This window comes from Erythrobacter cryptus DSM 12079 (genome assembly GCF_000422985.1).
Lineage (GTDB): Bacteria > Pseudomonadota > Alphaproteobacteria > Sphingomonadales > Sphingomonadaceae > Erythrobacter > Erythrobacter cryptus.
In genome coordinates, this window is the sequence record NZ_AUHC01000005.1 from 120,874 (window position 1) to 133,151 (window position 12,278).

Sequence of the window (12,278 nt, forward strand, 5' to 3'; positions counted from 1 at the left end):
GCGCAGTCTGGCGCAAGGGAGGGATTAAATGCAAGCCGCTCAGCCCAAGCCGGCCTAACCGATGCCGATCGCGCACAGCCCGGCGCTGGTGGTGAGCACCGCCACCGCCTCGCCATCGCCCACGCGGCGCAGGCGCTTGATCAGCTCGCCAAGCCCATAGCCGCTTTCCGGCTCGCCGCTATGGGCGGCCATGCCCTGGCGCAGCCGCCACAGCTGGATGAGGCTGAGCCGCTTGACCATGCGCGCGGCCATGCACTCGGCCCGCCTCTCGCCCACGCCGGCCTCGATGAGTGCGCCCTTGACCTGCCAGCGGATCAGCGGGTCGGCCAGCCCGGCATAGGTAGCCGCCGCGCCGATGATGAGGATGGCAATGAGCGCGATCAGGGCCTTGCGCATCGCCGGGGAAGCCTCAATCGAGCGCCTTGACGATGTCCTCCACCATCTTCTTGGCATCGGCCAGCAGCATGGTGGTCTGGTTCATGTAGAACACGTCATTATCGACCCCGGCATAGCCGACGCCCCCCATCGAGCGCTTGATGAAGAACACCTGCTTGGCCTTGTCCACATCGAACACCGGCATCCCGTAGATCGGCGAGGACTTGTCGGTCTTGGCCGCGGGGTTCACCACGTCATTGGCGCCGATGATAAAGGCGACATCGCACTGGGCAAACTCGCTGTTGATGTCCTCCAGCTCGAACACCTCGTCGTAAGGGACCGAGGCCTCGGCGAGGAGCACGTTCATGTGCCCGGGCATGCGGCCGGCCACGGGGTGGATGGCATATTTCACCTCCACGCCCTTTTCCTTCAATTTGTCGGCCATTTCGCGCAGGGCGTGCTGGGCCTGGGCCACCGCCATGCCGTAGCCGGGGATGATGATGACCTTCTCGGCCTGTTCGAGCATATAGGCGGCATCCTCGGCGCTGCCCTGCTTGTAGGGCCGCTGCTCGCGCGCCGCGCCGCCAGCCCCGGCCCCGCCATCGGCGCCAAAGCCGCCCGCGATCACCGAGATGAAGCTGCGGTTCATCGCCCGGCACATGATGTAGCTGAGGATCGCCCCCGAGGAGCCGACCAGCGCCCCGGTGATGATCATCGCGGTGTTCTGCAGGGTGAAGCCCATCGCCGCCGCGGCCCAGCCCGAATAGGAATTGAGCATCGAGACCACCACCGGCATGTCCGCCCCGCCGATCGGGATGATGAGGAGAAAGCCGATGATGAAGGCGAGCACAGCGATCGCCAGCACCATCCAGCCTTCGCCCGCCCCGCCCTGCGGCGACAAGGTATAGGCGGCGATGAGGCCGAGGATCGCGGCAAGCGTGCCGAGGTTGATCACGTGGCGCGCGGGCAGCAGGATCGGCGCGCCGCTCATCCGCCCGGAGAGCTTGAGGAAGGCGATCACCGAGCCGGAGAAGGTGATCGCCCCGATGGCAATGCCAAGGCCAAGCTCGATGCGGCTCACCGCGAGGATCTGCCCGGCGCCATCGACGATCCCGAAGGATTTGGGATCGAGCCAGGCGCCAAAGCCCACCACCACCGCGGCCAAGCCCACAAGGCTGTGGAAGCCGGCGACGAGTTCGGGCATCGCGGTCATGGCGATGCGCCGCGCCACCACCACGCCGATCGCCCCGCCGATCGCCACGGCGATGAGGATTTCGACAAGGTTGGCCAGATCGTGGGTGACAAGCGTGGTCGCCACCGCGATGGCCATGCCAATCATGCCATAGCGGTTGCCCGCGCGCGAGGTGGCGGGGCTGGAAAGCCCGCGCAGCGCGAGGATGAAGAACACGCCGGCGACAAGATAGGCGAGCATCGCCCAGGCCGGGGCGCCGCCCTCACCGCCCGCGGCGGCGGCAAGCAGGGAGAAGTCCATCGCTTACTTGCCCTTCTTCTTGTACATCGCCAGCATCCGCTCGGTCACGGCAAAGCCGCCGAAGATGTTGATGCTGGCCAGCACCACCCCGAACAGGCCGAGATATTTGGCGATCGGGCTGGCCGCCTCGGCGCTGGCAATCAGCGCGCCGACGATGATCACCGAGGAGATCGCATTGGTCACCGCCATCAGCGGGGTGTGCAGCGCTGGGGTGACCGACCAGACGACGTAATAGCCGACAAAGCAGGCCAGCACGAAGATGCTGAGAATTGAGATGAAATCCATTTCTTAGCTCCCCAGCAGCCGCTCGTTGACGATCTTGCCGCCCTGCGTCAGGCGGATCGCGCCGCCGATTTCCTCGTCGAGCAAGGGCTTGCCCTGCTCCTTGTCCCAGAAGGCGCTGAGGAAGTTGTAGTGGTTGCGCGCAAACAGCGCCGAGGCATCGGCGGGCAGCTTGGCCGGAGTGTTGGCATGGCCGATGATGGTAACGCCGTGGCGCACCACCACCTCGTCTGCCACCGAACCTTCGACGTTGCCGCCCTGCGCCACCGCCAGATCGAAGATCACGCTGCCCGGCTTCATCGTGGCGATCTGCTGATCGGTGATGAGGCGCGGGGCTGCCCGGCCCGGGATCAGCGCGGTGGTGATGACGATGTCCTGCTTGGCGATGTGGCTGCTCACCAGCTCGGCCTGGGCCTTCTTGTATTCCTCGCTCATCTCGGTGGCATAGCCGCCCGCACCTTCACCCTCGATCCCGGCGACGGTCTCGACGAAGATCGGCTTGGCGCCGAGCGAGAGGATCTGCTCCTTGGTGGCGCTGCGCACGTCGGTGGCCGAGACCTGCGCCCCCAGCCGCCGCGCCGTGGCGATCGCCTGGAGGCCAGCCACGCCCACCCCCATCACGAACACCTTGGCCGCCTGCACCGTGCCCGCCGCGGTCATCATCATCGGGAAGGCCCGGCCATAGGCGTTGGCCGCCTCGATCACCGCCTTGTAACCGGCAAGGTTCGACTGGCTTGAGAGCACGTCCATGCTCTGCGCCCGGGTGATGCGCGGCATGAACTCCATCGCCAGGGCTTCAAGGCCAGCGGCGGCATAGGCCTCGACCCGATCGCGCCTGGTGAAGGGATCGAACAGCGCCGCGACCATCGCCCCCGGCCTTGCCCCTTTGAGCAAGCCCACATCGGGCGCCTGGATGGCGAGCACGATATCGGCATCCTTCACCGTCGCGGCGGCATCGCCAAGGCTTGCCCCGGCCTCGGCATAGGCCGCATCGGTGATCGATGCGCTCACCCCCGCCCCGGTCTCGACCGCGACGGCGCAGCCCAGCGCGGCAAACTTCCTCACCGTTTCCGGCGTGGCGGCAACGCGCGTCTCACCGGGCGCGCGTTCCTTGAGGATGGCGATCTTCACCGGGCCAAGGCCTTAGCTGGCAATCGCGGAGACGACGGCAAACACGATCACCCCGATCAGCGGCACCACCCATTTGAGCGTTGCCATGAAGCCGCTGTAGGTTGCCTGCGCCTTTTCCATGTCGTGAACGGTCATGATCTTTCTAGGTCCCCTTGCAGCACCAACCCGCAAAACCGCGATTGGTTGCCGATGATCTTTGCGGCCATAAGGCCCTTGCGAGCGTTCCCGTATCGCGCCCGGCGCCCTATCTCAAGCCACCTTTAGTGAGAGGCCCGCCGCGGCGCGGGCCTCGGCGCCCTGTCCCGAAAGCGGGCAGGCCAGCCTTAATCGGGTTTTTACCCCACGCTTTTATGCATGGCTCCTGTGTCAGCCCGGGACAGGCCCCGGGCGCAAGCAAGAGCGAGCCTTTAAGCACCGATGGCGGACATGGATTGCCACCCCGAAGCGCAGGCCGATGCGCGGATCGTGATGCTGATCGACGACGAGCCGGCCCAGGCGCGCCTCATCACCGCGATCGCCGCGCGCGATGGCTGGCGCACCATCGTTGCCCCCGATGCCGAAACCGCGATCGCCATGCTCGGCACACGCGAGGGGATGCAGCTTTCGGCGATCCTGCTCGATCAGTGGGTGCCGGGCGATGATGCCTGCGCGCTGATCACCGAGCTCAAGGCGCGCCGCCCGGCGCTGCCGATCCTGATGCTCACCACGAGCGCCTCACCCCTGCTCGCGGTCGAGGCGATGCGCGCGGGCGCTTCGGACTACCTCGTCAAGCCGGTCTCGCCCGATCGGCTGATGGAGGCGCTGCGCAGCGTGACCACCCGCGCCGCGCAGCGCGACGAGCTGGCGCCGCTGACCGAGAAGATGCCGGCCAATCTCGATTTCGACGCGATGATCGGCACCGCCCCGCAGTTCCGCGCCGCGCTGGCCCAGGCGGCCAAGGCCGCGCGCGGCCATGGCCACGTGCTGATCGAGGGCGAAAGCGGCACCGGCAAGGAAATGCTGATGCGCGCGATGCACGCCGCCAGCCCCCGCGCCAAGGAGCCGCTGCGGCTCATCAACCTTGCCAGCGTGCCCCCGGGTTCGGTCGAATCGGTGCTGTTCGGGCACGAGCCGGGCAGCTTCCCCGGCGCCTTTGATCGCCAGATCGGCGCCTTCCAGCATTGCGATGGCGGCACGCTGATCATCGACGAGATCGACCGCCTCACCGCCGTGGTGCAACAGCGCCTCAACGAGGCGCTCGACAGCGGGATCATCCGCCCGGTGGGGGCAAGCTATGGCTTCAGGGTCGATGTGCGCCTGCTGGTGACCAGCAATGTCGCGCTCGACCGGCTGGTTGCGGGCGGGCAGTTCGATGCTGCCCTTGCCGCCAAGCTCGGCGCCACCCGCATCAAGCTGCCCCCCTTGCGCGAGCGCACCGGCGACATTCCGGCGCTCACCCGCCATTTCCTCGCCCGCATCGGCGAACAGCCGGGGCTCAACCACCTCTCGATCTCCGATTCGGCGCTGGCGCTGCTTGCCGCCTATGACTGGCCGGGCAATGTGCGCCAGCTGCAATCGGTGCTGTTCCGCGCCGCGGTCTATTGCGAGGGCAACACGCTCACTGCCGAGAGCTTCCCCCAGCTTTCCGAAATGCTCGGCGGTCAGGCCCCAAGCAGCGCGCCCACCGCGCACGAGGGCGTGGGGATCATGCTCTACACCGAGGATGGCAACCTGCGCCCGCTCGAGGAGATCGAGGCCGATGTCATTCGCCTGGCCATCGGGCACTATCGCGGGCGCATGACCGAGGTCGCGCGCCGGCTCGGGATCGGGCGCTCGACGCTCTATCGCAAGCTCTCCGACCTCGGAATTGACAACGCCGCCTGATTTGGCCACGGCGCGCTTTGCCTGTCAGGAGTAGGTCAAGTGAACAAGCGTCACCGCTAAGGCGGCACGAGCACAACCGGCAAGGCCGCGCGCCTTTGCCCCTGTTCACTTTCGACACTCCCAAAGGTTCCCCTATGCAAAGACTTCAAGGCGCATGCTGCGTCGTCACCGGCGCTGCGCGCGGCATTGGCCGCGCCATCGCCGCCGCCTTCATCGCCGAAGGTGCGCGCGTCCTTCTCACCGATATCGACACCGAGGGCGGCGCCCGAAGCGCGGCCGAACTCGGCGGCGATTTCCTCAGGCTCGACGTGCGCAGCGAGGCCGATTGGGAGGCGCTCGCCGGTCTGCACCCGCGTGCCGACGTGGTGGTCAACAATGCCGGGATCACCGGGTTCGAGGAGGGGATGGTGCCCCACGATCCCGAACACGCCAGCCTTGCCGATTGGCGAAAGGTTCACGCGGTCAACAGCGATGGCACCTTCCTCGGCTGCCGCTATGCGCTCAGGGCCATGCGCGCGGCGGGCAAGGGATCGATCATCAACATCTCCTCGCGCTCGGGGCTGGTCGGCATTCCCGGGGCCGCGGCCTATGCCGCCTCAAAGGCGGCGATCCGCAACCACACCAAGTCGGTGGCGCTCTATGCGGCCCAGCAGGGCTGGCAGGTGCGCTGCAATTCGATCCACCCGGCCGCGATCCTCACCGCGATGTGGGAGCCGATGCTGGGCGAAGGCCCAGAGCGCGAGGCCACCATGGCGGCGCTGGTGGCCGACACGCCCCTCAAGCGCTTCGGCACGCCCGAGGAGGTGGCGGCGCTCGCCGTCTATCTTGCCAGCGAGGAGAGCGCCTACATGACCGGGGCCGAGCTCACGCTCGATGGCGGGCTGCTGGCAGGCAGCGCCGCCTCTCCCGGCTAGGGGCCAGAGCGCTTACCAGGCAAAGCTCTGGCTGGTGAGCGTGGCGCTGGCGCTGTCCTTCAGCGTCAGCGTCAGGCGCCGCGCCTTCCAGTCGATATCGACAAGCCCGTAATTCTCCATCGGGAAGAACGGGCCGATGCGCGCCGGATCGGGCTCGCGCGCGCTGGCGCGCGCCACGTCGCTGCCGAAGGCAAGGTTGAGCGAGGAGCTGGTCAGCTCCCACAGCGTCTGCCCGCGATGCTCGGCCTTGTAGATGCCCCCGGCATGGCGATCGCCCGACAGGATCACCACCCCGCTCGGCGCGCGGCGGGTGAGCGCGCCGAGCAGGCGCGCACGCTCCACCGGGAAATTGGTCCAGCCCTCGAACTGGTGGGCCTGAGTGATCACCTGGGTCGAGGAGACGATGATCCTGAGATCGGCCGGACGCGCCAACTCGGCCTCGAGCCAGGCCCATTGCGCCTCGCCCAGCACGGTCTTGTCGAGGCTTTCATCGGGCAGATAGCCGCCGAGCGGCGGGCGCTCCTTGCTCCAGGGCGCGCGCTTGAGGTCGGAGCGGAAGAAGCGGGTGTCGAGCAGGATCACCTGCACCCGGCGCCCTTCCGGCCCGGTGATGATGCTGTCATAGACCCCGGGGCGGGCGCGCACCGCATCGGAAGCGTTCCAGAAGTGCTCGAACAGCGTCTCGGCCCAGCGCCGCATCGGAAAGCTCGCCCCGGCATCATTGAGGCCGAAATCATGATCATCCCAGGTCGCCAGCATCGGGATGCGCGCGCGGAAGGCGCGAAACTCGGGGTGCGAAGCCTGGAGCGCATAGGCCGCGCGCAGCGATTCAAGCCCGGCATCCCCGTCCCAGGCATTGTCGCCATAGACATTGTCGCCGATCATCAGGAACAGCTGCGGGGCCTCAGCTGCGATGGCGGCCCAGTAGTCCTGCGGGGCGCTTTGGTGGTTGCAGCTGCCAAAGGCGATGCGGGTGAGCGCGAGCGAGGGGGCAAGCGCCGGGTTCGGCCCGGCCTCGGGCAGGCTGACGCGCTGGCGCAGGCTCTCGTAATAGGGCGCAAGCAGCTGGTCGGGGCTGACCGGCACGGGGAGCGGCGCGGTGCGCGCCGGGGCCTCATCCTCGTGCGCGCTGAGCGGCGCGGCGGCGGGGACGGCAAGGCTGGCGCAGCAGGCCAGGGCCACAAGGGCAGCGGCAAGAGGGGAACGGCGCATCGAAAGGCTCCTTTGAAGGCGTGATCGCAAGGCTTGTGGCGATGCTCCATGACAGGCTTGCGACGCCTGAAGAAGGGGGCAAAGTCGCCCCGCCCCCAGCTTGCCGATCGCTGTGCCCGGACGAGGGGCGCGCGGCCGGCCGCGCCGGGCCTCAATCGGGCGCGATCTGGCTGAAATCGGTGAGCGCCGCATCGCGCAGCCCGCGCCAGACATTGCGCGCCTGCACCGTTTCGGCCACATCGTGGACGCGCAGCAACTGCACCCCGGCATCCATCGCCTTGACCGCCAGCGCGATCGATCCGGCGAGGCGCCGATCGGCCTCCTCCTCGGCCGAAAGCGCGCCGATCATGCGCTTGCGGCTCACCCCCACCAGCAGCGGGCTGCCGAGCGCGTGGAACAGCGGCAGGGCGTTCAAGAGCCTGAGATTGTCGCCCAGCGACTTGCCGAAGCCGATGCCGGGATCGAGCACGATGCGCTCGGGCGCGATGCCTGCGGCGATGGCGCGGGCGCGCGCGGCCTTGAGGAAATCGAACACCTCGCTCACCACATCGCCGTAAGCGCCGCCCTTGTGCGGATCCTCGCCCGCGCCGGGGGCGTGCATCAGCACCACCGGGCAGCCGGCCACGGCGACAAGCTCGAGGCTGCGCGGATCATAGCGCAGCGCCGAGACATCATTGGCCATGTGCGCGCCCGCGGAAAGGGCGGCGGCAAGCACCCCGGCGCGGCGGGTATCGACGCTGATCGCCGCGCCCATGGCCGCGCAATATTCCACCGCCGGCACCACCCGGGCGATCTCCTCGTCCTCGAAGGTCGCCGCCGCCCCCGGGCGGGTGCTCTCCCCGCCGATGTCAATGATCGCCGCCCCGGCCTCGAGCATGGCGGCGGCATGGGCGCGCCCGGCCTCGACCGCGGCGAAACGCCCGCCATCGGAAAAGCTGTCGGGCGTGACATTGAGGATGCCCATGATCTGCGGCTGATCGAGCCGGATGGTGCGCGTGCCCAGCACCAGCGGGGGATGGGCGCGGGCCAGATGGGCCCATTGCTCGGCCGCCTCGCGCGCCAGCACGCCCGAAAGGCGCGCGATCTCAGCCTCGATCAGGCTGGCTGTTCCGACGATCCGCTCGCACACCTTCGCCCCATCGCGCAGCACCAGCGCGAATTCGCGGGCATAGGCGAGCGAGCCGCCGAGCCGCACCGCCTCGCCCCCGGCCTCCTGCGGCGCGCCGACCAGCGTGATCGGGTGAAGATAGACCGCCTCGGCCACGGCCCTCGTCAATCCTCGGTGGCAAGCAGATAGAGCTGGCGCGCGGCATCGATCGGCTGCACCGCGCCGCCGTTCTCGTAATGCCAGAACATCCAGCCATTGCACGAAGGCGCGCCCTGCAGGTCCTTGCCAAGGCCGTGGATCGAGCCGGACTTGCCCTCGCAGATGAGGCTGCCATCGGCCCTGACGGTGGCAAACCAGCGGCGCTTGCGATCAAACAGAGTGCTGCCCGCCGGGATCAGTCCGGCCTCGACCAGCGCGCCAAAAGCCACCTTGGGGGCGCTGCGCGGGCTTTGCATGGTGGCCAGCGCGCTTTCATCAAGCGGCAGTTCGCGGGCGATGCGCTGCTCGGCCGCGGCGCGATAGGCCGCCTCGCGCTCGCAGCCGATCCACTGCCGCCCGAGCCGCTTGGCCACCGCCCCGGTGGTGCCGGTGCCGAAGAAGGGATCGAGCACCACGTCGCCCTTCTCGGTGGTGGCGAGCAGCACCCGGTAAAGCAGCGCCTCGGGCTTCTGCGTCGGGTGCAGCTTGCGCCCGTTGGCCTTGAGCCTCTCGGCCCCGGCGCAGATTGGCAGCACCCAGTCCGAGCGCATCTGAAGCTCGTCATTGAGGGTCTTCATCGCGCGGTAGTTGAAGTGATAGCGCGCCTTTTCCCCCATGCTCGCCCAGATCAGCGTCTCGTGCGCATTGGTAAAGCGGGTGCCCTTGAAATTGGGCATGGGGTTGGTCTTGCGCCAGATGATGTCGTTGAGGATCCAGAAGCCCAGATCCTGCAGGATGCTGCCGACGCGAAAGATGTTGTGATAGCTGCCGATCACCCACAGCGCGCCATCGGGCTTCAAGACCCGGCGCGCCTCGCTCAGCCAGGCGCGGGTGAAGGCATCATAGGCGGCCATGCTCTCGAACCGATCCCAATCATCGGTCACCGCATCGACGTGGCTGCCATCGGGGCGATTGAGATCGCCGCCAAGCTGGAGGTTGTAGGGCGGATCGGCAAAGACAAGATCGATGCTCGCCGCGGGAAGCGAGCGCATCGCCGCGATGCAATCGCCCGGCAGGATGCGGCCCAGCGGCAGATCGGGCGCGCGCGGGATTCCTTCCCGCTTTTCAGCGCCTTTTGCGCGAGTCTTGAGCTTTTCCATCACGCCCACGGGAGTGCCCTTTGCCTTTCGTGCCTGCCAACTTATCCACAGGCATGAGTCCTCGAGGAGTCCGCGTCAAGCGCCTAATTTTGCCCAGCTTGTCGCCCGCGCGCCGGCACTGGCGCGGAACGAAACGAGTCCGCCACAAGATATTGAGTCCACCCGTCGAGCGGGGACTCCAGATCAAGGGGTGTGGCCGCAAGGACTCACTGCCGCCGCGATCGCGCCGCTGGCGGCGATCCGCGCCAGGCCTCAAAGCAGCGCCAGCTGCGCCACCGGGGCAAAGCTCTGGCGGTGAAGCGGGCTCGGGCCGTGGCGGCGCAGCGCCTCGAGGTGCTCGCGCGTGCCATAGCCCTTGTTGCGCTCCCAGCCATAATGGGGATAGGCACGCGCCGCCTCCAGCATCAGCCGGTCGCGCCATTCCTTGGCGATGATCGAGGCGGCCGATATCGCCGGGACGCTGGCATCGCCGCCGACAATCGCCCGGGCCGGCCAGCCCCAGCCCGGGCAACGGCCCTCAGGCGTAAGATTGCCGTCGATCAGCACTTCGCCCACCGGGGCGCCGAGCGCACCCGCGAGCCGTGCCACCGCGCGGGTCATCGCCTCCATCGTGGCGATGAGGATGTTGCGCGCGTCGATCTCCTCGGCCTCGACCACCGCCACCGCCCAGCAGCAACTTGCCCGCAGCGCCTCGTCGAGCCGGGCGCGGCGCGCGGGCGAAAGGCGCTTGGAATCATCGAGGCCCGGCGGTATCGCGCCGCCAAGCACCACCGCCGCGGCCACCACCGGCCCGGCAAGCGGCCCGCGGCCGGCCTCGTCCACCCCGATGACGGCCGCTCCGTCGGTGATCGTGAAACCCGGAGTGACCCCCAGCATGTTCGCCTCGTTTCGCATCCTTGCCGCACTTTCCCTTCCCGCCTTGGCGCTGGCAAGCTGCGCCAGGGCCGAAAATGGGGACAGCGCGCCTGCCGCCGCCGCGACCGCGGCGCCTTATGTCGTCACCGAGGTCGCCCGCTTCGATGAGCCCTGGGCGATCGCCTTTGCCCCGGGCACCAGCGTGCTGTTCGTCACCGAGAAGGCCGGCACGATGAAATTCATCGACACCGCCAGCGGCACCATCGGCACGGTGAGCGGCCTTCCGCAAGTCGCCTATGGCGGACAGGGGGGGCTCGGCGATGTTGCCTTCCTGCCGGGCGAGGCGGGCACGCCGCTCGATGGCCGCACGATCTATGTGAGCTGGGCCGAAGCGGGCGAAGGCGACACCCGCGGCGCGGCGGTGGGCCGGGGCAAACTCGCCTGCGCATCGCCCACGGCCTGCACCATCGCCGGGCTGAGCGTGATCTGGCGCCAGATCCCCAAGGTCACGGGCCGCGGGCACTATTCGCACCGCCTCACCTTCTCGCCCGATGGCGCATATCTGTTCGTCGCCAGCGGCGAACGGCAGAAGCTGACCCCGGCGCAGGATACGTCGAACACGCTCGGCACGATCGTGCGGCTCAACCTCGATGGCACCCCGGCCGCGGGCAATCCGCTCGCCGCGCAAGGGGGCGTGAGCGCGGAAATCTGGTCGTGGGGGCACCGCAACATCCTCGGCATGGACTGGGACGCGCAAGGGCGGCTGTGGGAGGTCGAGCATGGCCCGGCGGGCGGTGACGAGCTCAACCTCGTCAAGCCGGGCGCCAATTACGGCTGGCCGCTGCGCTCCAACGGGGACCATTACAACGGTGATCCGATCCCCGATCATGCGCCCGATGACGGCTTTGCCCAGCCCGCGGCAAGCTGGACCCCGGTGATCGCGCCGGGCGACATGCTGATCTATTCGGGCAGGATGTTCCCCGATCTGCAGGGCCACGCGCTGATCCCCGGGCTCGGCAGCATGGCGCTGGTCGATGTTGCTTTCGACGGCGAAAGCGCGCGCGAAGTCACCCGCTGGAGGTTCGAGCGCCGCTTGCGCAGCATCGCCGAAGGGCCGGACGGCGCGCTGTGGCTGGCCGAGGACGGCAAGGACGCGCGGTTGCTCAAACTCACCGCCCGGTGATGGCGCCCGCCCCAAACGCGGGCGAGACCGCGACGATCATTCCGCTCGAGGCGGTCGCGCCGGCCATGATCGAGGAAGTGCTCGATCGTGCCTTCGGGCCCGATCGCCATGCCCGCACCGCCTATCGCATCCGTGAGGGCATGGACTTCCTGCCCGGCCTCAGCCTTGCCGCGCTCGATGCCGAGGGGCTGCTGGTCGGCACCATCCAGTGCTGGCCGGTGGGGCTGATGACGAGGCAGGGCCAGGTGCCCCTGGTGATGGTCGGCCCGGTGGCGGTGGTGCCCGAGCGCCAGGGCGAAGGCTTTGGCATTGGCCTGATGAGCGCGATGCTGGCCGAGGAGGCGCGGCTTGCCGCCAGCGGGGGCCGCGCCCTGCCCCAGGTGCTGATCGGCGATCCCGAATATTACGGGCGCTGGGGCTTTTCTGCGGCCTTCACCGACGGCTGGCGCTGCCCCGGCCCCTATGAACAGCGCCGCCTGCTCGCCCGCGGCGCCGGGCTTGCGGCCATGCCCGCCGAAGGAATGCTCGGCCCCTGGCAGGGCTAGAGGCGCCTTGCCCCCTTCAC

General features: G+C 68.4%; 13 protein-coding genes. 4 read left to right on the forward strand and 9 right to left on the reverse strand.

The window, feature by feature from the left end; translation table 11 throughout:
- Positions 1–54: 54 nt before the first annotated feature.
- Genes G524_RS0105355 through G524_RS17310 form a run of 5 tightly spaced genes read right to left on the reverse strand, consistent with a single transcriptional unit; the run spans position 55 to position 3,415 of the window.
- Positions 55–396, reverse strand: a complete 342-nt coding sequence (locus G524_RS0105355; protein ID WP_027442789.1) for a hypothetical protein — start codon at positions 394–396, stop codon at positions 55–57.
- A gap of 13 nt (positions 397–409) precedes the next feature.
- Entirely contained in the window at positions 410–1,867 is a 1,458-nt protein-coding gene (locus G524_RS0105360; protein ID WP_027442790.1) for an NAD(P)(+) transhydrogenase (Re/Si-specific) subunit beta, read from the reverse strand.
- A gap of 3 nt (positions 1,868–1,870) precedes the next feature.
- The gene (locus G524_RS0105365) at positions 1,871–2,152 is read right to left on the reverse strand and encodes an NAD(P) transhydrogenase subunit alpha part 2 (protein ID WP_027442791.1); all 282 of its coding nucleotides are present in this window, start codon (positions 2,150–2,152) and stop codon (positions 1,871–1,873) included.
- Between the two features lie 3 nt (positions 2,153–2,155).
- The gene (locus G524_RS0105370; RefSeq protein WP_027442792.1) at positions 2,156–3,280 is read right to left on the reverse strand and encodes an NAD(P) transhydrogenase subunit alpha; all 1,125 of its coding nucleotides are present in this window, start codon (positions 3,278–3,280) and stop codon (positions 2,156–2,158) included.
- 12 nt (positions 3,281–3,292) lie between these two features.
- Positions 3,293–3,415 (reverse strand): hypothetical protein, encoded by a 123-nt coding sequence (locus G524_RS17310; protein ID WP_281170488.1) that lies wholly within the window; start codon positions 3,413–3,415, stop codon positions 3,293–3,295.
- Between the two features lie 291 nt (positions 3,416–3,706).
- Here G524_RS17310 and G524_RS0105380 point away from each other — a divergent pair, with 291 nt between their 5' ends.
- Both G524_RS0105380 and G524_RS0105385 read left to right on the forward strand, forming a co-directional pair.
- The gene (locus G524_RS0105380) at positions 3,707–5,143 is read left to right on the forward strand and encodes a sigma-54-dependent transcriptional regulator (RefSeq protein WP_027442793.1); all 1,437 of its coding nucleotides are present in this window, start codon (positions 3,707–3,709) and stop codon (positions 5,141–5,143) included.
- 134 nt (positions 5,144–5,277) lie between these two features.
- Positions 5,278–6,057: an SDR family oxidoreductase gene (locus G524_RS0105385; RefSeq protein WP_027442794.1), complete on the forward strand. Its 780-nt coding sequence runs from the start codon at positions 5,278–5,280 to the stop codon at positions 6,055–6,057.
- A gap of 12 nt (positions 6,058–6,069) precedes the next feature.
- Here G524_RS0105385 and G524_RS15070 read toward each other — a convergent pair whose 3' ends face one another.
- From G524_RS15070 to G524_RS0105405, 4 genes are all read right to left on the reverse strand, one after another.
- Positions 6,070–7,269: an alkaline phosphatase D family protein gene (locus G524_RS15070; RefSeq protein WP_051220926.1), complete on the reverse strand. Its 1,200-nt coding sequence runs from the start codon at positions 7,267–7,269 to the stop codon at positions 6,070–6,072.
- A gap of 151 nt (positions 7,270–7,420) precedes the next feature.
- On the reverse strand, positions 7,421–8,533 hold the full coding sequence (folP, locus tag G524_RS0105395; protein ID WP_027442795.1) for a dihydropteroate synthase: 1,113 nt from the start codon (positions 8,531–8,533) through the stop codon (positions 7,421–7,423).
- 8 nt (positions 8,534–8,541) lie between these two features.
- A complete protein-coding gene (locus G524_RS0105400; RefSeq protein WP_084625061.1) occupies positions 8,542–9,675 on the reverse strand; it encodes a site-specific DNA-methyltransferase in 1,134 nt (377 codons plus the stop codon).
- Between the two features lie 252 nt (positions 9,676–9,927).
- The gene (locus G524_RS0105405) at positions 9,928–10,551 is read right to left on the reverse strand and encodes a ribonuclease HII (RefSeq protein WP_051220927.1); all 624 of its coding nucleotides are present in this window, start codon (positions 10,549–10,551) and stop codon (positions 9,928–9,930) included.
- Here G524_RS0105405 and G524_RS0105410 point away from each other — a divergent pair.
- Both G524_RS0105410 and G524_RS0105415 read left to right on the forward strand, forming a co-directional pair.
- Positions 10,550–11,713, forward strand: a complete 1,164-nt coding sequence (locus G524_RS0105410; protein ID WP_027442798.1) for a PQQ-dependent sugar dehydrogenase — start codon at positions 10,550–10,552, stop codon at positions 11,711–11,713. The two genes, G524_RS0105405 and G524_RS0105410, sit on opposite strands and share 2 nt — an antisense overlap.
- Positions 11,713–12,258, forward strand: coding sequence for a GNAT family N-acetyltransferase (locus G524_RS0105415; protein WP_027442799.1), 546 nt, complete (start codon positions 11,713–11,715; stop codon positions 12,256–12,258). The genes G524_RS0105410 and G524_RS0105415 overlap by 1 nt, the downstream gene beginning before the upstream one ends.
- The last annotated feature ends 20 nt before the right edge of the window (positions 12,259–12,278 follow it).